At 66.7% G+C, this 21,455-nt stretch carries 24 protein-coding genes; 8 read left to right on the top strand and 16 right to left on the bottom strand.

The annotated features are described in order from the left end of the window. Positions 1 to 100: 100 nt before the first annotated feature. Positions 101 to 781 carry a FadR/GntR family transcriptional regulator gene (locus VDQ18_RS02615; protein ID WP_323019460.1) on the bottom strand — a complete coding sequence of 227 codons (681 nt, stop codon included), beginning with the start codon at positions 779 to 781 and terminating at the stop codon, positions 101 to 103. 85 nt (positions 782 to 866) lie between these two features. Here VDQ18_RS02615 and VDQ18_RS02610 point away from each other — a divergent pair, with 85 nt between their 5' ends. Further along, entirely contained in the window at positions 867 to 1,616 is a 750-nt protein-coding gene (locus VDQ18_RS02610; RefSeq protein ID WP_323019459.1) for a sulfite exporter TauE/SafE family protein, read from the top strand. A gap of 29 nt (positions 1,617 to 1,645) precedes the next feature. Here the strand turns inward: VDQ18_RS02610 and VDQ18_RS02605 are convergent, their stop codons facing one another. Then, on the bottom strand, positions 1,646 to 2,440 hold the full coding sequence (locus VDQ18_RS02605; RefSeq protein WP_323019458.1) for a phytanoyl-CoA dioxygenase family protein: 795 nt from the start codon (positions 2,438 to 2,440) through the stop codon (positions 1,646 to 1,648). Between the two features lie 82 nt (positions 2,441 to 2,522). On the opposite strand from VDQ18_RS02605, the gene VDQ18_RS02600 reads away from it, so the two are divergent. Next, positions 2,523 to 3,401 (top strand): LysR family transcriptional regulator, encoded by an 879-nt coding sequence (locus tag VDQ18_RS02600; RefSeq protein WP_323019457.1) that lies wholly within the window; start codon positions 2,523 to 2,525, stop codon positions 3,399 to 3,401. Between the two features lie 211 nt (positions 3,402 to 3,612). Here VDQ18_RS02600 and VDQ18_RS02595 read toward each other — a convergent pair whose 3' ends face one another. Continuing rightward, positions 3,613 to 4,122 (bottom strand): MarR family winged helix-turn-helix transcriptional regulator, encoded by a 510-nt coding sequence (locus tag VDQ18_RS02595; RefSeq protein WP_323019456.1) that lies wholly within the window; start codon positions 4,120 to 4,122, stop codon positions 3,613 to 3,615. A gap of 191 nt (positions 4,123 to 4,313) precedes the next feature. On the opposite strand from VDQ18_RS02595, the gene VDQ18_RS02590 reads away from it, so the two are divergent. Continuing rightward, positions 4,314 to 4,733: a hypothetical protein gene (locus VDQ18_RS02590; RefSeq protein WP_323019455.1), complete on the top strand. Its 420-nt coding sequence runs from the start codon at positions 4,314 to 4,316 to the stop codon at positions 4,731 to 4,733. A 12-nt stretch (positions 4,734 to 4,745) separates the two neighbouring features. On the opposite strand, the gene VDQ18_RS02585 is transcribed toward VDQ18_RS02590, so the two are convergent. From VDQ18_RS02585 to VDQ18_RS02570, 4 genes are read right to left on the bottom strand one after another with little or no spacing between them, the layout of a single operon-like run. Then, positions 4,746 to 5,186, bottom strand: a complete 441-nt coding sequence (locus VDQ18_RS02585) for a hypothetical protein (protein WP_323019454.1) — start codon at positions 5,184 to 5,186, stop codon at positions 4,746 to 4,748. A gap of 8 nt (positions 5,187 to 5,194) precedes the next feature. Beyond that, positions 5,195 to 6,187, bottom strand: coding sequence for an ABC transporter substrate-binding protein (locus tag VDQ18_RS02580; RefSeq protein WP_323019453.1), 993 nt, complete (start codon positions 6,185 to 6,187; stop codon positions 5,195 to 5,197). Next, a complete protein-coding gene (locus VDQ18_RS02575; RefSeq protein ID WP_323019452.1) occupies positions 6,184 to 7,365 on the bottom strand; it encodes a Gfo/Idh/MocA family oxidoreductase in 1,182 nt (393 codons plus the stop codon). The genes VDQ18_RS02580 and VDQ18_RS02575 overlap by 4 nt, the downstream gene beginning before the upstream one ends. Continuing rightward, entirely contained in the window at positions 7,355 to 8,299 is a 945-nt protein-coding gene (locus tag VDQ18_RS02570; protein ID WP_323019451.1) for a PDR/VanB family oxidoreductase, read from the bottom strand. The genes VDQ18_RS02575 and VDQ18_RS02570 overlap by 11 nt, the downstream gene beginning before the upstream one ends. A 112-nt stretch (positions 8,300 to 8,411) precedes the next feature. Here VDQ18_RS02570 and VDQ18_RS02565 point away from each other — a divergent pair, with 112 nt between their 5' ends. The 3 genes from VDQ18_RS02565 (at position 8,412) to VDQ18_RS02555 (ending at position 12,946) form a co-directional block, all read left to right on the top strand. Next, positions 8,412 to 9,692, top strand: coding sequence for a Rieske 2Fe-2S domain-containing protein (locus VDQ18_RS02565; protein ID WP_323019450.1), 1,281 nt, complete (start codon positions 8,412 to 8,414; stop codon positions 9,690 to 9,692). Between the two features lie 348 nt (positions 9,693 to 10,040). Further along, positions 10,041 to 11,027, top strand: a complete 987-nt coding sequence (locus tag VDQ18_RS02560) for a TAXI family TRAP transporter solute-binding subunit (RefSeq protein ID WP_323019449.1) — start codon at positions 10,041 to 10,043, stop codon at positions 11,025 to 11,027. 32 nt (positions 11,028 to 11,059) lie between these two features. Beyond that, positions 11,060 to 12,946 carry a TRAP transporter fused permease subunit gene (locus VDQ18_RS02555; RefSeq protein WP_323019448.1) on the top strand — a complete coding sequence of 629 codons (1,887 nt, stop codon included), beginning with the start codon at positions 11,060 to 11,062 and terminating at the stop codon, positions 12,944 to 12,946. 213 nt (positions 12,947 to 13,159) lie between these two features. On the opposite strand, the gene VDQ18_RS02550 is transcribed toward VDQ18_RS02555, so the two are convergent. From VDQ18_RS02550 to VDQ18_RS02510, 9 genes are read right to left on the bottom strand one after another with little or no spacing between them, the layout of a single operon-like run. Beyond that, positions 13,160 to 14,140 carry an asparaginase gene (locus VDQ18_RS02550; protein WP_323019447.1) on the bottom strand — a complete coding sequence of 327 codons (981 nt, stop codon included), beginning with the start codon at positions 14,138 to 14,140 and terminating at the stop codon, positions 13,160 to 13,162. Next, positions 14,137 to 14,451 (bottom strand): non-heme iron oxygenase ferredoxin subunit, encoded by a 315-nt coding sequence (locus VDQ18_RS02545; protein WP_323019446.1) that lies wholly within the window; start codon positions 14,449 to 14,451, stop codon positions 14,137 to 14,139. The genes VDQ18_RS02550 and VDQ18_RS02545 overlap by 4 nt, the downstream gene beginning before the upstream one ends. A gap of 7 nt (positions 14,452 to 14,458) precedes the next feature. Continuing rightward, positions 14,459 to 15,400 carry a dihydroorotate dehydrogenase gene (locus VDQ18_RS02540; protein ID WP_323019445.1) on the bottom strand — a complete coding sequence of 314 codons (942 nt, stop codon included), beginning with the start codon at positions 15,398 to 15,400 and terminating at the stop codon, positions 14,459 to 14,461. After that, complete coding sequence (locus VDQ18_RS02535) at positions 15,394 to 16,251, bottom strand: dihydroorotate dehydrogenase electron transfer subunit (RefSeq protein ID WP_323019444.1); 858 nt, start codon at positions 16,249 to 16,251, stop codon at positions 15,394 to 15,396. The genes VDQ18_RS02540 and VDQ18_RS02535 overlap by 7 nt, the downstream gene beginning before the upstream one ends. Further along, a complete protein-coding gene (locus tag VDQ18_RS02530; RefSeq protein ID WP_323019443.1) occupies positions 16,248 to 16,778 on the bottom strand; it encodes a nuclear transport factor 2 family protein in 531 nt (176 codons plus the stop codon). The genes VDQ18_RS02535 and VDQ18_RS02530 overlap by 4 nt, the downstream gene beginning before the upstream one ends. Further along, complete coding sequence (locus tag VDQ18_RS02525; RefSeq protein ID WP_323019442.1) at positions 16,775 to 17,065, bottom strand: hypothetical protein; 291 nt, start codon at positions 17,063 to 17,065, stop codon at positions 16,775 to 16,777. Before VDQ18_RS02525 ends, VDQ18_RS02530 begins: the two co-directional genes overlap by 4 nt. Continuing rightward, a complete protein-coding gene (locus VDQ18_RS02520; RefSeq protein WP_323019441.1) occupies positions 17,062 to 17,481 on the bottom strand; it encodes a cupin in 420 nt (139 codons plus the stop codon). The genes VDQ18_RS02525 and VDQ18_RS02520 overlap by 4 nt, the downstream gene beginning before the upstream one ends. 10 nt (positions 17,482 to 17,491) lie before the next feature. Continuing rightward, the gene (locus VDQ18_RS02515) at positions 17,492 to 17,842 is read right to left on the bottom strand and encodes a hypothetical protein (protein WP_323019440.1); all 351 of its coding nucleotides are present in this window, start codon (positions 17,840 to 17,842) and stop codon (positions 17,492 to 17,494) included. A gap of 11 nt (positions 17,843 to 17,853) precedes the next feature. Beyond that, on the bottom strand, positions 17,854 to 19,137 hold the full coding sequence (locus tag VDQ18_RS02510; RefSeq protein ID WP_323019439.1) for an aromatic ring-hydroxylating dioxygenase subunit alpha: 1,284 nt from the start codon (positions 19,135 to 19,137) through the stop codon (positions 17,854 to 17,856). A 251-nt stretch (positions 19,138 to 19,388) separates the two neighbouring features. On the opposite strand from VDQ18_RS02510, the gene VDQ18_RS02505 reads away from it, so the two are divergent. Both VDQ18_RS02505 and VDQ18_RS02500 read left to right on the top strand, forming a co-directional pair. Continuing rightward, positions 19,389 to 20,057, top strand: a complete 669-nt coding sequence (locus tag VDQ18_RS02505; protein ID WP_323019438.1) for a GntR family transcriptional regulator — start codon at positions 19,389 to 19,391, stop codon at positions 20,055 to 20,057. 78 nt (positions 20,058 to 20,135) lie between these two features. Next, the gene (locus VDQ18_RS02500; protein ID WP_323019437.1) at positions 20,136 to 21,359 is read left to right on the top strand and encodes an NAD(P)/FAD-dependent oxidoreductase; all 1,224 of its coding nucleotides are present in this window, start codon (positions 20,136 to 20,138) and stop codon (positions 21,357 to 21,359) included. The last annotated feature ends 96 nt before the right edge of the window (positions 21,360 to 21,455 follow it).

The following is a 21,455-nucleotide window of genomic DNA, read 5'->3' as shown; positions in this document are numbered from 1 at the left end:
GTCTCAGCGCGAGGCTTCGTGTCGCCTCGGCCGTCGGGCGGGGTGGGTGCAGCCTTCGACCCGTGCAACCCTGCCGCTGACCCGCCCATAAGGCGGCCGGTCAGCGGCCTCCCGTCATATCGGTCCTGATGGTTTCCAGGTGCTCGGTCATGGAGGATGCGGCCGCGCCCGGATCGCGCGCTTCGATCGCGTCGACAATCCGTCGGTGTTGATCGCTGTGCAGGGTCTGAAATGCCGCGGTGCCGATGCGTCGGTAGGTCGCCTCCCATTCCCGCTGCCAGGCCACCCGGCGACGCACGCCGGAAAGGTAGTTGAGGAAGCCCACCAGGATCGGATTGCCGGAGATCTGCGCCAGCGCCCGGTGAAACGCGTCATCTGCCTGTTCGCAGGCAGCACGATCACGAGCCTTGCGCCCGGCGTCGACCTTCGCACGCAGGTGGGCCACGTCGGCAGGTTCCGCCAGCCGCGCCGCTGCAGCAGCGACCATCGGTTCCAGCAGCAGGCGCGCCTGGAGGACATCGGGGGGTGTCGCGCCCTCGATCAGCAGCGTATCGCGAACCGGCAGGTGGCGCGGCCGCGTGCCGCAGAATGTCCCCTGGCCGACATGGCGCCAGATCCTGCCGTCTTGCTCGAGGCTGAACAGGCCCGCCCTGAGCGTCTGCCGGGAACAGCCGAGGCGCGCTGCCAGCTCGCGCTCTGGCGGCAGGCGTTCGCCCGGCGTCAGCTCTTCCACCAGTGCAAACAGATGGCGCTGGATATCCGTCGCGGAATGTCTTGCCACGGGTGCCTCCTTTGCGAACCAATTTGCAGACCAATTGCAAAGGACGCAAGGACCGGCGCGAACCATGAACGGGATGCTAGACGCGATGACCGAGCTGCTTTTGCTCTGCCTGGCTGGCGGTGCCGCGGGCCTTCTCAATGCCGTGGCAGGCGGCGGCACCTTCCTGAGCCTTCCGGCGCTCATCTACGTGGGCGTGCCTCCGGTTGCCGCGAATGCCACCGCGACGCTGAGCGCGCTGCCAGGGTATCTGAGCAGTGCCTGGGCGTTTCGAGGGGATATGAGGGCCGAAGGGGCGTTGGGACTGCGCGCGATCCTCGGCCTCGCGGCCCTCGGCAGCATTCTCGGCGCGCTCTTGTTGATCGTGACGCCGGGCGAGACCTTTCTGTGGATCGTGCCCTGGCTGCTGCTGCTGGCAACCCTGCTCTTCGCCACCGGTCCGCTTCTGCTGAAAGCCCTGCGCCAGCGAGGGGGCGGTGCGGCGGGGCCGGTCGTCTCGGGCGCGGCAATCCTCGCCGTGTCCGTCTATGGCGGGTACTTCAACGGCGGTCTCGGGATCATGCTGCTCGCGGCCTTTAGCCTGCTGGGCCACACCGACCTGCACGGCATGAACGGCCTGAAGAACCTCCTGTCAGCGGTATTGTCGCTGATCTCGGCTGCAGCCTTCGTCTGGGCCGGACTGATCGCCTGGGAGCAGGCGCTGATCCTGGCGGTGAGTGCGACGGCGGGCGGCTATGCCGGAGCCCGGTTGAGCCGCCGCATCTTGCGCACGGATCTGTTGCGCTGGTTCATCACGCTGGTGGGCGCGGCGATGACCATCGCCTTCTTCCTCGCCTGACGGCGCAGAAGCAGGGCGCCCGGTCCGGCCTACCGCCGATAGAGGATCGGGAACCAATCCTCGCGCAGCACCTGTCCCGGGGTCATGCCGTGCCCGGGATAGGGGGGCGAGGTCCGGCCCGGCCGCTCGACATAGCGCGCGTCATCGCCCACCAGCCGCAGCGAGAAAGCCCGGCGGCGGCTTTGGGTGGTGTTGCCCCGCGCGCCGTGAAGGATGCCGTAGTTGAAGGCGACCGCATCCCCCGGCTCCATGTGCCATTCCCGGATGTCCATGCCCTCGGCATCGGGATCCGGCACCGGCATGTAGGCGTCATCCTCGGGGTAGAAGCTGGTCTCGGCCAGCCAGCGCGTGGGCAGCACGGGCTTCTCCCAGGCATGACTGCCCGCCACGCAACGCAGGCTGGCCTCGCGCACGGGGTCCATCGGCGACCAGAAGCTGACGGTCTGCTTGCCCTCGACGAAGTAATAGGGGCCGTCCTGATGCCAGGGCGTCGGCTTCGAGGTGCCGGGTTCCTTGACCAGCACGTGGTCGTGGAACATCTGGACCTGCCGCGATTGCATGAGGTCCGCGGCGACCTCGGCGGCCGGTGAATGGCGAATGGCCTGTTCGAATTCGGGGATGCGGGTCCAGTTGCAGTAATCGTCAAAGAACCGCCCGCCCTCCCCTGCCTTGAGGTTCTCGGCGGCATAGGGGCCGGGCTCAGCCATGTTGCGCTCGATGCCTCGGCGCAGACCGTCGACATGGTCCCTGAACAACCCCTTGATCAGGACAACCCCGTCGCGCTGGAAGGCATCGATATCCGCTTGTGTCACCAGGTCATGCATCGCGTGTCTCCTTTTGCGTGCCGACGGTAGACGGGCGAGAATTTAGTTTCCAATCATATATCTTCATAGAATAAATAGTGTCATGCTATCCATAACCCTGCGCCAGTACGAATACATCGTCGCCGTCGCCGAGGCGCGCAGTGTCACCGCCGCGGCGGCGCGCCTGCATGTGTCGCAGCCCTCGCTCTCGGTGGCGATCAGCCGTGTCGAGGAGATCCTGGGCGAGAGGATCTTCCTGCGCCGCAAGGGGTCGGTGATCGTCGTCACCCCCTTCGGGCATCGGCTGGTGGAACGGGCGCGCGACCTGCTCGCGCTGGCGCAGGAAATCGAGAAGGCGTCCGATGCCAACCGCCCCGTCGTCGTAGGATGCTTCGAAGATATCGCGCCGTGGTATCTGGCCCCGATCCTCGACGTCCTGCAGCGGCAGGTCCCGGCACAGGCGTTCCGCGGGCAGGAGGGGCGCTTTGCCAGTCTCTCCCGCGACCTGGCCGAAGGAAAGGCCGATGTCGCCCTCTCCTACGACATCGGTTTCGAGGGCCGCTTCGAGCGCCTGAAGCTGCGGAGCGTGGTGCCCGTGGCTTTCCTGCCCCAGGGGCACCCGCTGGCAGACCAGCCCTCCCTGACACTGGAGCAGATCGCCGATCATCCGCTCATCCTGTCGAGCGAGGGGCTGTCTGTCGGGTATATCCAGTCGCTGTTCGACGCCCTCAACCTGGCGCCCAGGATCGCGCATCGGGCCTCGTCGCTGGAATTGATGCGATCCTTCGCCGCGCATGGCATGGGCATCGGCATCAGCTATTCCAATCCGCCAGGACACATCAGCTATGACGGGGGCGCCTTGGTCACGCTGCCGATTTCCTCCCCCAGCGCTGCCGCCGATCTGTTTCTGTTCTGGTCCGGCTCGCGGGCTCAAAGCCCGGATCTCCAGCCAATCGTCCAAGCGATTGCAGACTTCTTCTGAAGGGCCGTTTGGACCTTGGCCTCTGCAGGCAGGGCGGTCCACACCTATTGCCGTCGCTATCGGCAAGAAGTCCCGCTCATGCTGGTCAAACCGGCGCGCGCCACCGACGTGTCACCTAGAATGAAGCCAGAGGAGTCTTTCGGACCGAGCGATTAGTCGTGAACAGGGGATTCCTGGGTGGAATCCTGACGGGTCAACGGCTGAGAGCGTCTCAGACGTCGCCGGTCCAACCCCGTTTTGGCGGCACTTTCAGGCCCTGCTTCGAAGCCTCGGCCTCGTCGCGTTCCAGATTGCGGATCAGGATCAGAAGATAGCGGCGGAAATCCTCGCGCTCGGTGGCAGACAGTCCCTCGGCGGCGACTTCGTTGGCCTCGATAGCCAGCGGTTCGAGAACCGCGCGCAGGGCCTTGCCCTGCTCGGTCAGATAGGTGTGCTGGCGGCGGCGGTTGTCGTCGGGGTTCTCGCGCCGGATCAGCCCCTGGAGCTCCAGCTTTTTCAACGCGGTGTGGGTCGTGGGCTCGGTCACATTGGCGCGCTGGCTGAGTTCGCGCTGCGATAGCCCGTCCTCGACCCAGAGGATGCGCAGGAAGATCCATTGCCCGAACGTCACATCATGCTGCTGCAACCGCAACGACAGCGCCCGGTTGAACCCGCGCGCGGATAGCCGGATCAGTCGCGCCAGCCTCTCGTCATCGTGCAGCTCTGATGCGCCGTCCTGCATGGCCTGATCCCGGTTAAATGTCACAAGGTCTTCAACTTACTGGACATCAGGACCGGGCGCACCGGGTATTTTCTGCCGGGCCTGTCGGATGGGAAGACAACTTGACTGGGGGGCGGGTTGCTAATACTTAGATATCGAATCTATGACACGGCAACCGCGCCGACCGAACCCGCCTCTCGTCGAGCCTGCGCATGAAACCCGTCCCCCTCCTCGTTCCCCTCGCCAACCGTGACCGGGTTTTTGCCATCCTGACCGCGCTGAACCCGGCGGCTACGCCCGCCCGGGAGTGGTGCCGGATCGACGGGCATTGGCTGGTTCTGGCGGAGGGAGTCAGCGGCGCGACACTGCGGCAGGCGCTGGCCGGACTCGCCGAGGTACAGCCGGATCTGACCTCGGCGCCGCGCCCGGTTCCCTTCCACAAGCGATGGCTCATCGCGTTTCTGGCGGTCTTTCCGGCGCTGGTTCTGCTGGTTTACGGGCTGGACCCGCTGATCGGCGGGCTCCCGCGGCCGCTGTCCCTGCTGGTGGTGGCGCTGGTGCTGACCGGGATCAACACCGCCTGGACGCTCCCCTGGCTGCACCGGCGCTTTCACCGCTTTCTTGTGGGCTGAGGCCGTCGGGGTTCAGCGCGTCAGACCCGCGAGGAAATCCTCGGCGCTCATGACTTCGCGCAGGGGAAGGGCATCCAGATCCGTGCCGGGCGCCACCTCGTAGCGCAGGGAAGTGCCATCCCACAGCCACCAGTACAACACCTCGCCCGACCGGCCCCGGATCGGCATGCGGAAGGTGGGGAAACCCGCGTCACTGGCCGGGATCGTCTGCACGCCCAGCCGGGTCGCCCGCAGCCCCAGCCGCATCAGGACCGCCCCCAGCGGTAGCATCGCGGTAAAGGCCGTAGCTCCCGCCGCGATGGTGGCCGGATCGCCCGACCGGGCCCCAGGGCGATTCTCCAGCACCCGCACCACCGGCGGATAGCTGGCGTGCAGATGCGTCACCTGCACATGCGCCAGGCGGTCGGGCAGGGCGATCTCGACCAGTTCACCGGGGCGGAAGTTCTCGTGCATGGACACCTTCACAAGCTGTAGCTTTCGACCGAGGCGGGGTGGAACAGCTCTTCAGGCGTGACGCGGCGGGGCGAGAGACCTTGTTCATGATGATAGCGCAGGAAGGTGTCCAGCACCGCGCGGTTCTGACCCAGACCATAGCTCCAGGGATCGGGACCCATCAGCCGCCGCGCGCGCGCCAGCGTGTCCTCGACGAAGGGCATGGTGACCTTGGTGGCAGAGGTATCGGCAAGCGCCTCCTGCGCCAGGTCGCGGGCACGGGTGAAGGCCTTGACCAGCGCGCCGGGCAGCCAGGGATGCGCCTCGGCCAGACTGCGGCGCAGGCCCAGCACATGCATGATCGGAAAGATTCCGGTTTTCGCGAAATAGTCCGAGGCTTCGGCCACGGTATCGGACCAGAGCCGCCCGATCAGCGGATGTCCTTCGTCGTGGCAGCGGGGCGCGCGCGGGCCGATGAAGCCGTCGATCTCGCCTGCGACCAGCAGGTCGTTGAGCGAGCGCCCGTCTGGCGCGGCCTCCATGTGGATGGTGTCGGGCAGCACGACCTTGATCTTCTCCGGCCTTCCCGGGGTGTTCATGCCACCCCGCACCCACTGAACCTCGGCCGGGTCGAGGCCGTAATGTTCCTCAAGGATCCCACGCACCCAGACATTCGCCGTCAGCTGATACTCGGCGATGCCGATCCGCCTCCCCTTGAGGTCGGCGGGCGCCCGAATCCCACGGTCGGAGCGGATATAGACTGAGGTGTGGCGGAACGCCCGGCTCAGATAGACCGGCACGGCGACGTAATGCGCATCCCCCCGGGCAACCGAGATCGCGTAGGACGACAGCGACAACTCGCAGATATCGAAGGCCTTATGGCGGAAGGCGCGGAAGAACATTTCTTCCGGGCTCAGCAGCATCGGGATCGGCGACACGCCGTCGATGGCGACGCGCCCGTCAACGAGAGGGCGGGTGCGGTCGTAATCCCCCATTGCGAGCGAAAGCGAAAGCGTGGTCATGTTTCCATCCCTGTGGTGATCTGATGGTGAAGGCGCTGCGGCTGGCCGCTGGCAGCCGAGGCGATGATCGCGTGGCAGACCTCGAGGCTGGCGAGGCCCCAGGCCCCGGTCTGAACGGGCGTGCGGCCTTCGCGCAGCGCGGCGACCAGCGCGTCGAGGACCGGCGCGCGGGTTGCGGCGCTCAGGGGGCAGCGACGAAACTCGCGCCTCGTGTTGGCCGAGACTTCGACCCCGTCGGGGGTGAGCCGCAGGTCGGCCCGGTCGCAAAGCGCGAGGATCGGCCCGAAATGTTCGTGATGCTGCGCGGGCGCGGGCTGATGGCCGCCGCCGAAGGTGCGGGCCTCTTTCAGCGCGATCTCGTCAGCAGGGGCGGCGCTTGCCAGTGCCCGCCGAGCCGCGCCGTAGCTGTCGGCGGGCTTGTCGTGGCCCAGCTCCCCCACATTGCCCATCCAGACGTCGCTATCGAAATGCGCCATGCCGGAATAGCTGAGCGAGGCGAAGGCGCCGTCGGCGAAGTGCATCAGCGCGGCATAGGCGCCTTCACCGGGCCGTTGCGGGTCCCAGGCGCCGGTCATGGCGCTGACCTGCGTGACCATCCCCCCGGCCAGCAGGCGCACGATATCGATTTGATGTATGCCCTGGCTGAAGATGACGCCGCCGCCTTGGTCCGAGCGCAATTCCTCGGGCCTGCGCGGTCGATAGAGGAAATCGGTGTAGTTCAGCGCCTGCACCATGCGCAGCCGGCCGAATTCGCCGCTGTCGATGATCTGGCGGGCCAGGGCGACCGGCGCGTCGAAACTGTGGCTGGGGCCGACGATCAGATGCCGGTTCGCCTTTCGCGCCGCCTCGACCATGGCGAGGCCATCCGCCAGCGTCACCGCCAGCGGCTTTTCCACCAGCACATGTTTGCCGGCTTCCAGCGCCGCGATCACATGGGCGCGGTGCAGGGCGTGGGGGGTGGCGACATAGACCGCCTCGACCCCCGGATCGGCGCAGAGCGCGGCCACATCGGCGTGGCAGGGCCCGCCGAATTCCGCGGTGAAGGCGGCGGCCTCGCGCGGGGAGGGGCTGGCGGCGGCGACCAGCCGCAGCCGCGGATCGGCGCGGAGGCTGGGCAGCATCAGCACGAAGGCGCGGCCCAGCCCAGCGACACCCAGACGGATCGGCTCAGAGGTCAAGGACCAGCCTCCCGCCCTGACTGCGCGAGACGCAGATCATGATATGCGAGGGCTTTTCCTCGTCCATCAGCACCATGTCGCGGTGATCGGCCTCGCCCGCCAGCAGCCGGGTCTTGCAGGTCCCGCAGGTGCCGCTTTCGCAGGAGGAGACCGTGCGCTCCCCCGCCTCGCGCAGGGCCTCCAGGATCGAGCGGTCGGCGGGCACTTTCATCACCCGGCCCGAGCGTTTCAGCTCCACCTCGAAGGCCTGATCGGTGGCGCGCACGATCTCGACCGGGCGGAATTCCTCGAAATGCACCCGGCCCTCGGGCCAGTGGCCGGTCAGGGCGGCGATTTCCTCCATCAGCGGTTTGGGGCCGCAGCAGAAGACGTGCTGCGGGCGGGGCTCGGCGAAATGGTCCCAGAAATCATAGACCTGCGCGGGATCGCCCTGGTCATGGTGAAAATGCACCCGGGCGCCGAAGGCCTGCGCCAGTTCCTCGCGATAGGCGGTCTCCTCGGCGCTGCGGGTGCAATAGATCAGGGTGAAGGGCTTGCTCCGCCGCTCCAGCTCCTGCGCCATGGCATAAAGGGGCGTGATGCCGATACCGCCAGCGACCAGCAGGTAATCCGGGGCCTCGGTCAGGGCGAAGGTATTTTCCATCTCGGTCACGTCGAGGGTGACGCCGGGGAGCGCCTCGTCATGCATCGACCGCGAGCCACCGCGCGAGTCGGGTTCGCGCTTCACGGCGATCACGTAGTCGGTCGGCGCCGTGCCCTCGTTGACCAGCGAATAGCGCCGCATCGCGCCCGAAGGCGTCCGCAGGGTCAGGTGGGCGCCCGCGGCGAAGGGGGGCAGGGCGGAACCATCCGCGCGGACCAGCCTGAACTCCACCACCGAGGGCGTCAGGTCGCGCCGTCCGGCCACCGTCAGCGCGATTGGAAAATCAAACATGCATCCTCCGCTCAGAAATTCCTTGAAAGACTTAGATAGCTAAGTATTATCTGTCAACAGGCTTGCAGCCGCCCCTTCCGGCGGGCGGTTGCGGAACAGAAGGACCCAAGCGATGCTGACCCAAGAAGAGAACGACCTGCTGACCCGTGTGACCGGCGACGCGCCGATGGCGCGGCTGATGCGCCAGCACTGGGTGCCGGTCTGCCTGATCGAGGAAGTGGCCGAGCCAGATGGCAAGCCGCTGCGGGTCGAGGTTCTGGGCGAGAAATACGTGGCCTTCCGCGATACCGAAGGGCGGCTCGGCCTGCTGGACGAACTCTGCCCGCATCGCAAGGCCTCGCTGGTTTACGGCCGCAACGAGGAATGCGGGCTGCGCTGCCTCTATCACGGCTGGAAATTCGACATTCACGGCAACACGGTCGCCATGTCCTCGGAACCCGACGCCAGCCCCCTGAAGAACAAGGTCAAGGCGCGGGCCTATCCGACGCAGGAATGGGGCGGCTTCGTCTGGGCCTGGCTGGGCGACAAGGAGGCGATGCCTGCCTTCATGCCGCCCGCCTTCGCCCCGACCTCAAATACCGATATCGCCATCCTAAAGATCAGGGTTCCGGCGAACTGGGCGCAGATCCACGAGGGCCAGATCGACAGCGCCCATTCCTCGTCGCTGCATTCCTCGGACATGAAGCCCGCGCGGGTCGAAAGCGCCTCGGCCGACGACAAGAGCTGGTATCGCCCGTCGACCGACCGCTCGCCCCGGATGCAGACCGAGACGACCCGCTACGGCTTCCATTACGCCGCAATCCGCACCCCGATCCGCAACGCGGCCACGCATAACTACCTGCGCATCACCGAATTCATTGCGCCCTTCTATTCGCTGATTCCGCCGAACAACGCTTATAACGTCGCCTCGGTCATCGTGCCGATCAACGACACCGAAACCGCCTTCCACTTCATCGCCTGGGGCGCCCGCAAGACGCCCACGACCGAGGAATGGCGCCGTTTCAACCACGCCGTTCCGGGCGAGGATCTGGACCCGAAATGGCGCCCGCTCCGCACGCTGGAGAACGATTTCCTGCAGGACCGCGAGGCGATGGCAGCGGGCAATTTCACCGGCATCCAGGGGATTCCCAACCAGGATATCGCCATGTGGGTCAGCATGGGTCCGCGAGTCGAGCGGCATTCGGACACGCTGGGCGCTTCGGATCTGGCCATCGTCGAATTCCGCCGGCTGATGGTCGATGCCGCGCGCAGCGTCGCCGAGGGCGGGCGGGCCATCGGCACCGAGGAGCCGCGCACGCCGCAGGCGAGCATCGCCTCGCGCGAGGGGATCTATCCGAAAGAGGTCGATTGGCGGACGCTGGTCCGCGAGGCCACGAGCACCGCCGCCGAATAGGGGGCACCGCAAGGGAAGGAGTGCCTCGGCCACTGCCGGGGCGGAGGGGGAGCGCCTGCCGGGAAAGCCGGCCGGGTGGGGTGTCCATTTGGCGGCCGGAATCCGGCGTAGATCAATGAAAAACAATGATAAAATGTCAAGTCCCCGGTGTTTCTCCTTGACGCAAAGAAAGGTTCCTCGCTACAAAATAGACGTCTAAGTTATATCTTTTCGCCTGCACGGACGCTCTGTGTCACCATGCGACGCGCGCCGGGGAATCAGACGGGAAGACGCAGCCGGACCACCCGGGAGGAGTGTCTCGACCAGGGCCGGTCCATCGCCACGACCATGTCTGAAAGGGAGGATGACATGAATTTCAAACCCCTGGTGACCGCCCTCGCGGTCGCCCTGTCTGCCGGATGCGCCCAGGCCCAGGCGGTGAACCTCAACCTGGCGGGCGCCAGCCCCGGCGGGCTCTGGTCGCTGGTCGGCGTCGGGCTGGACCGGGTCGCCAAGGCGGCCGATCCCGCCTCGGTCGTGACCTATCAATCCACGGGCGGCGGTTTCGCCAATATCGGCCTTCTGTCCAGCCACCGCGTCGATCTGGGTCTGGCCCATGACGCCGAGGCGACCGTGGCCCTGGCCGGCACCGCCCCCTTCCGCGAGCCGATCGAGAACCTGCGCGCCATCGGCTACCTCTACAATTGGGCGCCGATGCATTTCTTCCTCGATCGCGGTGTCGCCGAACAATACGGCATCGACAGCCTGGACGACATCGCCACCAGCGGCGCGCCCTTGCGGATCGGGATCAACCGGCCGGGCAACATCACCTCGGACCTCGCGCTCTTCATGCTGGCCGAGGCGGGCGTGACCGAAGAGGCGCTGGCGGCCAATGGCGGGCAGCTGGTGCGGGCCGGGTCGAGCGAACAGGCCGAGCTGATGCAGGACGGTCGCCTCGACATGATCACCAACGGCATCTTCGTACTGCATTCGAGCTTCCGCGCCGTCGACGAGAACAGCGATGTCGTGCTGCTGGAAGTGCCCGAGGCGGTGATCGAGGCCACCAATGCCCAATACGGCACCGGCCGGATGATCATCCCCGGCGGCAGCTATTCCAACCAGCCCAACGATGTGGCGAGTTCCGCGCTGGGGGCGCTGCTGCTGACCCATGACCAGCTCAGCGACGAGGTGGCGCATACGATCACCGCCGCCCTGATCGAGCACCTCGACGAAATGCGCGCGGTCCATTCCTCGATGGGCGATCTGACGGTCGAGCTGCTGGCCACGCCCAGCGTCATCCCCTTCCACCCGGGTGCGGCCGCGGCCTACCGGGAAGCCGGGTTGCTGGCGGAATGATGGCTGCGCTACTTTCCACGGGCCGCAGACGCATGTTTGCGGCCCGCTGGAACAGGCTGCTGGTCATTGCCGCGGCGCTGTTCTCGCTCTGGGTCATCTACGCCAACATCTTCACCATCTCGGACCCGCTGATCCTGGGGATCCTGTTCGTCAACGGGATCTTCACGCTGCTGTTCATCGCCATCGGCGCCACGCCGAACGCGCCCGACCGGGTGCCGGTCTACGACTGGGCGCTCAGCGGCCTGAGCCTGGCCTGCGGCATCTTCTTCTTCACCTCGGCCGAGACGATCTCGCTGCGGATCAGCCTGCTGGACGCACTGACGCCGGCGCAATTCACCTTCGGCAGCCTGCTGCTGGCGCTCACGCTCGAGGCGACGCGGCGCACGACCGGGCTGGCGTTGACCCTCGTGGTCAGCCTGTTTCTGGCCTACAATCTTTTCGGCAGCCTGCTGCCCCCGCCCTTCGGCCACGGCGTGGACGAGTTCTCTTATCTCCTGGATATCCTGGTCTTCACCACCGACGGCCTGTTCGGCGTGCCGATCAAGGTGGTCGCCAGCTACGTCTTCCTCTTCGTCATGTTCGGCACCTTCCTGGCTAAGGCGGGCGGCGGCGATTTCTTCTTCTCGCTGGCCACGCTGCTGACCGGCCGCACCCGCGGCGGCCCGGCCAAGGTGGCGGTGATCGCCTCGGGGCTCTACGGCACGATGTCGGGCTCGCCCACCTCGGATGTGGTGGCCACCGGCTCGATCACCATCCCGGTGATGAAGAAGCTCGGCTACCGGGCGCGCTTTGCCGGCGCCGTCGAGGTCGCGGCCTCGACCGGCGGTTCGCTGATGCCGCCGATCATGGGCTCGGCCGCTTTCATCCTCGCCGAATACACCAATGTGGGCTACCGCGAGGTAATCATGGCGGCGCTGGTTCCGGCGCTGCTCTACTACCTCGGCGTGTTCCTGCAGGTGCATCTGCGCGCGGTGAACGAGGATCTGCGCCCGGCCGAGGGCGATATCCCCTCGGCGGCCGAGACCTTCCGCACCGGCTGGGTGTTCCTGATCCCCATCGCCATCATCGTCGGCGTCCTGGTCGCGGGCTATTCACCCAACCTGACGGCGGGCATGGGGGTGCTGTCGGTCGTCGTGGCCTCGGCCATCCTGCCCAGCACGCGGCTCACGCTGTGGAAGATCGTCGAAGGGCTGGGCGAGACGACGCTGAGCATCCTGCCCGTGGCCGGCGCCTGCGCCGCGGCCGGGCTGGTGATCGGCGGGCTGACGATGACCGGGCTCGGCATGAAGGCGGCGAGCGTCATCCTGTCGGTCAGCGGCGGGCATGCGCTGCTGACGCTGGTCATCGCCGCGGTGGTGACGATCATCCTCGGCCTCGGGATGCCGACGCCCTCGGCCTATATCCTGGCTGCGGTTCTGGTCGGGCCGGCGCTGGCGGCACTCGGCTATCCGCTGCTGCAAAGCCACATGTTCCTGCTGGTCTTTGCCGTGCTCTCGGCCCTGACACCACCCATCGCGGTGGCGGCGCTGGCGGCAGCGGCGATAGCCCGGGCCGATCCGTTCAGCATCGCCTTCGATGCGATGAAACTTGCGAGCGTGGGCTTTCTGATGCCCTTCGCCTTCGTCTGGAACCCTGGTCTGATGCTGCTGGCGGACCCCCTCGCCAACACGCTGGCGGTGGTTGGGGGTGTCGCCGCGACCGCGGCCATGGCGGTCTCGGTCGAGGGGGTCGCGGGCAATACCCGCGTTCTCTGGCTGCGACCGCTGTTCCTGTGCGCCGCCGTTGCCGCCGTCGCACCGCATGTGGTGCTGGCGCTCTCGGGCACGTTGATCATCGTTGTGGCGATGGTGATGGTCCGACAGGCGGCACGGGTGACGGGCGAGCAGGTCATCCTGCAGCGCGAGCCCGACCACAGCTGAGCCGATCATCCCTCAAAAGGCCGGCGCAGGGCGACCCTGCGCCGGCCTTGTCCTGTGTATCAGTGGCGTTGCGGGTCCGAGCCGGGGCGAAGGCTATCCCTCCACCGCCGCGCGGCTGCGCTGTCTGCCGGTTCAGGCCATCGGCAAGGGGCTCCTTTCCGAATGTCGAGCCCGCACCTAAGCGCCCGACATGGGCCCGAGCCGCAGATCGCGTCACCAGGACAGAAGCAGGTCCTGGATCTCGTCCCGGGCCATCCCTTCGGCCAGGGCCAGCATCACGAGGATCCGGGCCTTGGCGGGCGACAGACCGCCGCCCGAGAGGATCCCGGCCTCTTCATTCCAGCGCTGCAAGGGCACCCGGCCCCGGGGCGCGCGCGAGGATTGCACGACCAGCACCCCGGCCCCGGCGGCGCGCTGCATCGCCGCGCGCTCGCCGGGGGTGGGGCGGCCGGGGGGGAAACCGGCACTGATCAATGCGGCAACACCCGAGGCGGTCAGCGCCTCGACCACCTCGCCCCCGGCACCTGGATAGGAGATGACGACACCGACCCGAGGCAGCGGCGCCCGTGGCCGCGCGAAGACATGCGGCCTGGGCAGCGGCGCATTGAACAGGGTCAGCGATCCGTCGGCGTTCACCGTTCCCAAGGGGCCGCCGTCTGGCGCTTCGAAGGCATCGAGCGCGTGGTTCGCGGTCTTGGACGCGCGGTCGGCGGGCAGGATCTTTGCGTCCATCACCAGATAGGCGCCGCCCGGCAGCGTGCCACTGGCGGCGACCGCGATGGCGTGGCGCATGTTGGCGGCGGCGTCAGAGCCTTCGGTATTCGGTGGCCGCTGTGCGCCAGTCAGGATCACCGGCACATCGACCCGCTGCGTGAGATGCAGGAAGAAGGCGGTATCCTCCATCGTCGCCGTGCCGTGGGTCACCACGATCCCGGCGGGGGCGTCCGTGTGACAGAGCGTGTCGATGGTCTGCGCGAGATCCAGCCAGTCCTCGGGCGTGATCCCGGTCGAGGGCAGCATGCGGAAACTGCGCAGGTCCAGCGTCACCCCGGGAAGCCCGAAATCCATGCCGGCGACGATCTCGTCCACCGGATTGATGATCCCGGTATCGCCGTAATCGACCCAATCGTAGGCATGCGCCCCCGCCATGGCGATGGTGCCCCCGGCGCCGAGGATGACGACGCGCCGGTTCATAGCTGCACCATCACGCGGCCGCCCTCGACCCGGATGGGGAAGGAACGAACAGGCTTTTCCGCCGGGTCGCCCTGTGGCGAGCCATCGCGGTAGCTGAAGAGCCCCCCGTGCAGCGGACATTCGAGGACGCATTCCTCGGCGTCGAAATACCCGTCGGACAGATAGGCCTGCCCATGCGTGCAGAGGTCGGCGACGACGAAGATCCCGGTCCCGTCATTGACCGCACAGAGCCTGAGCCCGTCGATGGTGAAGCCCTTTGCCTCGCCCTCGGGCAGGGCGTCGGCGGCGCAAAGTTCGGTCCAGTCGCTCATCGGATCCTCAGAGAACGGCGCTTTGCAGGGGCGACTTCTGGTCGTGGCGGGGGCTCATGGCCCCAGTCAGGGCGCGGACCTCGGTGACGCCATGGCGGCGGCAATAGGCCTCGATCCAGGCGATGGCCTCCTCCATCGCCGCCGGTTCGATGAAGTTGACGGTGCCGAATTGCACGGCAGTCGCTCCGGCGAGCAGATACTCCACCGCATCCTCGCCGTTGGCGATGCCGCCGCAGCCGATGATCGGGATCGACACCGCCTGCGCCACCTGATGAACCATGCGCAGGATGATCGGCTTGACCGCGTTGCCCGTTAGTCCGCCAATCACATTGCCAAGTCGGGGGCGCATGTTCTCGGCATCGACAGCCATGCCCAAGAGCGCGTTCGACACCACCAGCGCATCGGCGCCAGCGGCCTCGGCGGCCCGGGCGATTTGGGCGATGTCGCCGACATTGGGGGTGAGCTTGGCCCAGATCGGCGTGTCGGTCCTGGCCTTCATGGCACGGATCACCTCGGCCGTGGCCTCGGGGTCCATGCCGAAGGCCTGGCCATGGGCGCGCAGGTTCGGGCACGAGACATTGGCCTCGATCGCCGCAACACCGGGGGCCGAGATATAGGCCGCGAGCGTGCCGAAATCCTCGGCGCTGTCGGCCGAGACGCTGGCCACCACCGGCACCCCGAAATCGGCATAGACCGGCAGGGTGGAATCAAGCAGGTAGTCCGGCCCCTTCGAGGGGATGCCGATGGAAAACAGCGTGGCATCCGTGAACTCGGCCACCCGCGGCGGCTGGGTGCCCTGGCGGATGTCGGGGGTGATGGTCTTCAGCACGATCGCACCGAGCCGGCCGAGGTCGACGATCTCGGCAAAGCCTTCGGCGATGGTCCCCGAGGCGGGCATCACCGGGTTGCGCAGCGAGACGCTGCCGATCTGGACGGACAGGTCTACCATGACTGGACCTCCTCGATGCTGAAGACAGGTCCTTCGCGGCAGACCCGTTTGAAGATGGTTTCGCCGGAGGGGGCGGTCACGGGCAGCACGCAGGCATAGCACATGCCCATGCCGCAGCCCATGAAGGCCTCCATGGCCGCCTGTCCGGCGATCTGCCATTCGGCGCTCAGCGCCTTGGTCAGTTGCAGCAGGCGGTTCGAGCCGCAGGTGGCGGCGAAATCGAAGGGCTGTTCGGCGTGAAGGCGCCGCAGCAGCGCCTCGACCTGCGCCATGTCGCTGTCGCCCGCTGTATCCGTGACCTCGATGACCCGGGCGCCCTGCGCCGCCAGCTCGTCGCGCGACATGACCATGGCGGGATTGCGGGCGCTGAGGATCGCCGTGACCTCGGCCCCGGCAGCGCGGGCCATCTGCACGAGCGGCGTCAGCGTGGCAAGCCCCACGCCCCGGGCCACCAGAAGGACATGCTTTGTCCCCGCGGGCAGGGTGAAACCCAGGCCCAGGGGACCGATGGCCTCGAGCCTGTCGCCGGGCACCAGCGTAGACAGGCCGCGCGTGCCCTTGCCGGTCACCTTGTAGAGAAAGCCAATCTGCCCGTTCTGCCGGTCGATGCGATAGACGCTCATCGGGCGGCGCAGGAAGGGGTGGTCCTGTGTCGTCGGCGGGCATTTGAGCTGGAAGAACTGACCCGCTTCGGCGGTCAGCGCGGTGGGCCCGGCCTCGGCCAGCAGTAGGCGGTATTCGGCGTTCACCGGCTCGTTCGAGACGACGCGGCAGGCCGTGTCGGCGATGGGGAAGGCAGCAGCGGGCGCCGGGTCGGGCGCGGCAGTCGGCGCGGGGCAGGTTGCGGTCACGGGGTGTCTCCGGCGGGGATGAGGCAGCTGAGCGCCGCCGTGTCGGTGGCAAGGGTCAGGGCATGGAGCTGGTCAAAGGCCATGACGGCGATGCGCCAGCCTTCGGGCAGACGGTGCCAGCTCTGGCGGACCACGCCCGTCAACAGCGTGACATGGCCCTGGATGGCAGGGTTGCGCTCGTCGCGGACGCCCAGCTCCCACAGGCGCCAGCGGGCTTCGGCTATGGTGCCGGCGACCTGAATCTGCGGCGCCGCATAGAGATGGGTGGCAAAGGACCAAGGGCCTTCACGGAAGAAATCCTCGATCGCCACGCGGCCGTGAAGGCTGCCGCCGAACCCGCCGGCCTGCCATTCGGCGTCCGGGGTGAAACAGGCAGCCTGCGCGCGCGCGGCCTCGGCCACCCGGTCGGGCGCGGCCTTGCGGTGGCGGGCGGTGTACTTCGCATCCGCCGCCGCCGCGTAGACCTGCATCACGGCCTCGATGTCTGCATGGGCCTCGAGCCGGGCGAGGCGGTCTTCGACGCTCATCCGGCGGCCCTGACGCGGTACACGAGGGCGGGGGTCAGAATGGTCCATTCGCGCGCCGAACCAGCCGGGATCAGCACGCCCGTACCGGGGACCAGCGAATGCTCGCCATCGTCGGCCCTGAGCGTGGCGCTGCCTTCCAGCAGCGCGACCATCTCCTCGGGCCCGCCCCGGGCCGAGAGCTCCGCCGATGTACCGACCGGCAGACGTTCCATGGCGACCGAGAGCGCGGCACCCTGGACGGCAAAGGGGGCGGCACCCAGACCGCTGTCGTGGATCTCGCAGCTCATGCCTTGGCCTCCGGTGCGCCCGGGTAGAAGGGTTTGGCGTTGCCGCTGGCGCCGTATTCCTGGCGCGGCGGCGTCACCACGTTCAGCCGCAGGCATTCGCCCTCGGAGTCGAAGCGGTTGATCCCGGAATGGGGCTGTTCGGCGGGCATCAGCATGACGATGCCTTCCTCAAGCTCGACCGAGGCTTCCGGTGCCTCGACCGACCAGCCGAGGTTGACGGTGCAGCCTCCCCGGATCTGCAGCGTCGCCTCCTCGCCATGGGCATGGGCTTTGGCGGCAATGCCGGGGCCGCCGGGCAGGCAGAAATTGACGACCCCGACGCTGAGCGACTGGCCCACCACGGCTTTCATCCTGAGCCCGCCGGGCACGACCTCGTCGAGGCCCTCCCGGAAGGAGAACAGCTGGCATTGCGGCATGGACGCTTCCTCAGATCGCGGGACGCAGCTTGTGCGTCTCGTCAGGGACGAACTTGCGGGTGTCGTAGCCATCGACCACCTCGACCTCGGGGTCATAGGATTCGATGGCCGGGGCCACTTCGGCCAGGGACAGCAGCATGTGGAACAGGTTTAGGCTTTCGCGGTCGTAGCTGCCATCCTCGGCGCGGTGAGCGTCGATATGGGCGCAGATCGCCTCGACCTGGGGCAGCATCGCCTCGGCAAAGGCGTTGATCTCGGCAAAACCCAGGCTCACGCGGCGCAGGTTGCGCTGGGATTCCAGCGGCAGGCACCAGTCCGAAAAGGGTTCGAGCGCGGCGAATTCAGGGGGGAGTTTGGACATGGACTGGTTCCTCATTCCGCGGCCTGGAGCTGGCCGTCGCGGCGCAGCCCCTCTTCGATCAGCCGGTCGATGGCCACCGCCTGGTGGCGCACCATCAGCTCGAAATCCTGGATGATCATTTCCTGCTTGGCGCCGGTCGCCGCGGCGGCTTGCGTGGTTTCCAGCGTGCTCAGATCCTCGAGCAGGACGTCGCGCAGCGCCGTCTTCATGTATTCCTGATAGAAGCGCCCGCCCGCCGTCACCATCTCGGGGTAGTAGACCCGCGCCTCGAACAGCGTCTTGTCGTGCGAGATCGGGCGGAAGTTGTAGGCCTGGAAATAGTTCGGCCGGCAGGACAGGTAGAAATCCGGGAAGACGACGTTGATGTCGAAGGCCCAGGACGGGTGTTTCGTCCAGTTCAGAAGCTCGGGCAGCTTGATGCCGCTCAGGTCGTACCGGGTGCCGCCCTGCGCCACTTTCAGCGCCTTGGCGGCGATGCGGTGGCCGGTCTGGTTGACGCCCACATCCTGCTCGGCGGCGGCGGTCGCGGCTTGCGGATTTCCGTAGACGGTATCCGGATCTCCGGCAATCGACAGACGGCGGTGAAGGTCACCGCAGATACCGTCGATCGGGTGCAGGTTGCCGTCCTCATCCTTCAGCAGCGCATAGGCGATCGAGCGGCCGTGCAGGTAGTTGACGTGGTAGGTTTCCTGGAAGGCATCGAGCGCGACCTTCCAGTTGCAATTGACCACCGCATTCCAGGCGTAGCAGGCGGTGAACTTGTCGAACGGGTAGGTCTCGAAGCCGGCATAGACCGGCTCCATGAAGTCCTTGAGCGAGACGTCGGGCGCCGGATTGGCGTTGATGAAGATGAAGCCGTTCCAGGTATCGACCGAGACCCGGGTCAGCCCAAGGCAGGATTTATCCAGGTCCATGAAGGACTTCTCGTCGGGAACGCCGGTCAGCGTGCCGTCGAGGTCATAGGCCCAGCCATGGAATTTGCAGAAGAATTTCCGCGTCGTGCCGGTCGGCTGATAGGCGATCTTGTTCAGTCGGTGCGAGCAGACATTGTGGAACGCGTAGAGCTTCTTGTCGCGCGCCCGGGCGATGACGATCTCGGAATCGAGCACGGGGATATTGCGCAGCATGTAGTCGCCGACCTTCGGCAATTCCTCGACCCGGCCGACATGCAGCCAAGTGTTCTTGAAGAGATACTTCTTCTCAAGCTCGAAATAGGCCGGGTCGATATAGGGCGCGACGGGGATCGGACCCGTGCCGAGTTCGGGGTAGCGGTCGTGGAGCCGGGCGGCGGTCATGGGTAACTCCTCTGCGGATTACGTCTACCGTATACGTTAATTTCCGGATGGCAAGCGAAACCTGCATGTCGGGTGGCCGAGCGGCGGGCGCTGCGCAAAGCTGCGTCATCGGTTGCCTGAAACGCCCTGTCGTGCCACATGTTGAGAAACGTCGATCCAGTGATCGCATCCTGTCCCGTCCGTTTTCCGCGTCCTGTCGCGGCCGCGGTCCCCGTGGAACGGCGGCGATCCCCCAGCAACGGACAATTCCCATGATGAATTCCATCCAGCGCGTCGCCGACCTCCGCCAACAGGTCTACGAGACGCTGAAGGCACGGATTACCGAAGGGGGGTTCGATCCCGACACCAAGTTCCAGGAGATCAACCTGGCCCAGGAGCTGGGCGTTTCGCGGACGCCGGTGCGCGAGGCGCTGGCCATGCTGGTGCGCGACGGGCTGCTGGTTCAGGCGACGCGGGGCTTCCGTTTCCCGAATTTCACGCCGGAAGAGATCTCCGAGGTGATCGAAATTCGCCTGCTGCTGGAACCGCATGCCGTGGCCAAGCTGGTGCGCGAGACCGATGCTGGGCGGCTTTTCGCGCTGGCTGGCCGCATTCACCAGACGCTCGACGAAACGGGCGAGAGTGACGCCTATGTCGAAGCACATCGCAAGATCCGCGACGACATCTATTCGCATGTCTCGAACCGGCAGCTGGTCGCGGCCATCGCGCGGTATGAGGATTTCATCCATTTCATTCGGATAAACACCCTTCGCCGACCGGACATGCGCCGGGTCTCTGTCAACGGTATGGCGAAGCTCGCGCAGGCCATCGGCACCGGCAATGAGGACGAGGCGCGCGCGGTGATGACCATGCTGCTGACGCAGGCAGGCGAGGCCTTCAAGACCTGGGCGGCAGAAAACGCCGAGCAGCGGCAAGGCTGAGTATCGGATCAGGCTTGCACCTTCTTGACAGATTTAACGTATACGGAATACGATAAATCCAGGTGTGAGGAGAACGCGATGCCCGAAATGACGGACGAGGTGGTGGTGATCGTTGGGGCGGGGCAGGCGGGTGGCCGCTGTGCCCTGGCTCTCCGCAGTGAGGGGTTCTCGGGCCGAATCACGCTGATTGGCGCCGAATCGCACCCCCCCTACGAACGTCCGCCACTGTCCAAGGCCGTGTTGAAAGGTGCCGAGGGGGAGGCAGGCCTTTTCCTTGACCCGGACGGGTGCTGGCAGGGCATTGACCTGAGGACCGGCGAAACCGTGGTTGCGCTGGATTGCGCCGGGCGCCGTGTCATCACCGCCGCCGGCGAGCGAATCGCCTACGATCATCTGGTCCTGGCGACCGGCGGCCGGCCCCGCGACCTGCCGGTTCCAGGGGGCGAACACGCCCGCACGCTGCGCAGCCTCGACGACAGCCGGGGGCTGAAGGCGCGCCTCACCCCGGGTTTGCGGCTGGCGATCATCGGCGGTGGGGTCATCGGGATGGAGGTTGCGGCGACGGCAACCGAGCTGGGCTGTGCGGTCACGGTGATCGAGGCGGGCGCGCGCGTCATGGCGCGGATTCTGCCACCTGAAACCTCAACCTGGCTGGCTGCGAAACACGCGGCGGCGGGGGTGACGATCCTGACTGGAATCGCCGTGCAGGAGATCCGTGAAGAGACCGGCGAATTGGCAATTCACCTCCGCGATTCGGTCGGAAAATCCCATGTTGTGGCGGCTGATCTGGTGGTGTCGGCCATCGGCATCCTGCCCGCGTCCGAGTTGGTGCCAGCGGCAAATCGTGGCGCCTCGGGCGGGATCTTGACTGATTCGGCCGGTCGCGTAGCCGGCCTTGTGGGTGTCTTTGCCGCGGGCGATGTCGCCGAAAGCTGGAATCCGCATCTGGGTCGCCAACAGCGGTTGGAAACCTGGCGCAACGCCGATCGGCAACCGCGCGCAATTGCCCGCTCGATCACCGGGGAGACGACCGAGCATGCCGAGCTTCCGTGGATGTGGAGCGATCAGCTCGGCCATAACATCCAAGTGGTGGGACTATGGGCCGAGGGCGCCCGGACCGTTGCCCGGGGCGAGGGAGGCGAGGTGCTCTTTTGGCTTGATGACCAAGAAGCCGTGGCCGGTGGTGTGCTGCTTGACCGCGGCCGCGAGCGGCGCTTCCTCGAGAAGTTGGTCGAAGGGAAGGTCAAGGCCGACCCGGCCAAACTGGCTGATTCGTCAGTCCCGCTGAAGTCGCTTGTCTGACCCTGCCACGTCCCCCTGGTTAGTGCCGCTTTTCCGGGCAGCTCGCCCGACGCCCGGGCAACGGAAGTCTGCGTCACCGAAGACAGAGGAAACGGG

The organism is Pararhodobacter sp., assembly GCF_034676075.1.
GTDB lineage: Bacteria > Pseudomonadota > Alphaproteobacteria > Rhodobacterales > Rhodobacteraceae > Pararhodobacter.
Note: the sequence above shows the minus strand (reverse complement) of the source record. Positions and strands in the feature narration are given on the sequence as shown.

Excerpts from the sequence above, each read along its gene's own strand:
- VDQ18_RS02560 (WP_323019449.1), top strand. The coding sequence starts at position 10,041 with ATGAATTTCAAACCCCTGGTGACCGCCCTCGCGGTCGCCCTGTCTGCC.
- VDQ18_RS02525 (WP_323019442.1), bottom strand. The coding sequence starts at position 17,065 with ATGAGCTGCGAGATCCACGACAGCGGTCTGGGTGCCGCCCCCTTTGCC.
- VDQ18_RS02500 (WP_323019437.1), top strand. The coding sequence starts at position 20,136 with ATGCCCGAAATGACGGACGAGGTGGTGGTGATCGTTGGGGCGGGGCAG.
- VDQ18_RS02565 (WP_323019450.1), top strand. The coding sequence starts at position 8,412 with ATGCTGACCCAAGAAGAGAACGACCTGCTGACCCGTGTGACCGGCGAC.
- VDQ18_RS02505 (WP_323019438.1), top strand. The coding sequence starts at position 19,389 with ATGATGAATTCCATCCAGCGCGTCGCCGACCTCCGCCAACAGGTCTAC.
- VDQ18_RS02600 (WP_323019457.1), top strand. The coding sequence starts at position 2,523 with ATGCTATCCATAACCCTGCGCCAGTACGAATACATCGTCGCCGTCGCC.
- VDQ18_RS02530 (WP_323019443.1), bottom strand. The coding sequence starts at position 16,778 with ATGAGCGTCGAAGACCGCCTCGCCCGGCTCGAGGCCCATGCAGACATC.
- VDQ18_RS02550 (WP_323019447.1), bottom strand. The coding sequence starts at position 14,140 with ATGAACCGGCGCGTCGTCATCCTCGGCGCCGGGGGCACCATCGCCATG.
- VDQ18_RS02540 (WP_323019445.1), bottom strand. The coding sequence starts at position 15,400 with ATGGTAGACCTGTCCGTCCAGATCGGCAGCGTCTCGCTGCGCAACCCG.
- VDQ18_RS02585 (WP_323019454.1), bottom strand. The coding sequence starts at position 5,186 with ATGCACGAGAACTTCCGCCCCGGTGAACTGGTCGAGATCGCCCTGCCC.
- VDQ18_RS02580 (WP_323019453.1), bottom strand. The coding sequence starts at position 6,187 with ATGACCACGCTTTCGCTTTCGCTCGCAATGGGGGATTACGACCGCACC.
- VDQ18_RS02605 (WP_323019458.1), bottom strand. The coding sequence starts at position 2,440 with ATGCATGACCTGGTGACACAAGCGGATATCGATGCCTTCCAGCGCGAC.
- VDQ18_RS02520 (WP_323019441.1), bottom strand. The coding sequence starts at position 17,481 with ATGCCGCAATGCCAGCTGTTCTCCTTCCGGGAGGGCCTCGACGAGGTC.
- VDQ18_RS02515 (WP_323019440.1), bottom strand. The coding sequence starts at position 17,842 with ATGTCCAAACTCCCCCCTGAATTCGCCGCGCTCGAACCCTTTTCGGAC.
- VDQ18_RS02555 (WP_323019448.1), top strand. The coding sequence starts at position 11,060 with ATGTTTGCGGCCCGCTGGAACAGGCTGCTGGTCATTGCCGCGGCGCTG.
- VDQ18_RS02510 (WP_323019439.1), bottom strand. The coding sequence starts at position 19,137 with ATGACCGCCGCCCGGCTCCACGACCGCTACCCCGAACTCGGCACGGGT.
- VDQ18_RS02610 (WP_323019459.1), top strand. The coding sequence starts at position 867 with ATGACCGAGCTGCTTTTGCTCTGCCTGGCTGGCGGTGCCGCGGGCCTT.
- VDQ18_RS02590 (WP_323019455.1), top strand. The coding sequence starts at position 4,314 with ATGAAACCCGTCCCCCTCCTCGTTCCCCTCGCCAACCGTGACCGGGTT.
- VDQ18_RS02570 (WP_323019451.1), bottom strand. The coding sequence starts at position 8,299 with ATGTTTGATTTTCCAATCGCGCTGACGGTGGCCGGACGGCGCGACCTG.
- VDQ18_RS02595 (WP_323019456.1), bottom strand. The coding sequence starts at position 4,122 with ATGCAGGACGGCGCATCAGAGCTGCACGATGACGAGAGGCTGGCGCGA.
- VDQ18_RS02545 (WP_323019446.1), bottom strand. The coding sequence starts at position 14,451 with ATGAGCGACTGGACCGAACTTTGCGCCGCCGACGCCCTGCCCGAGGGC.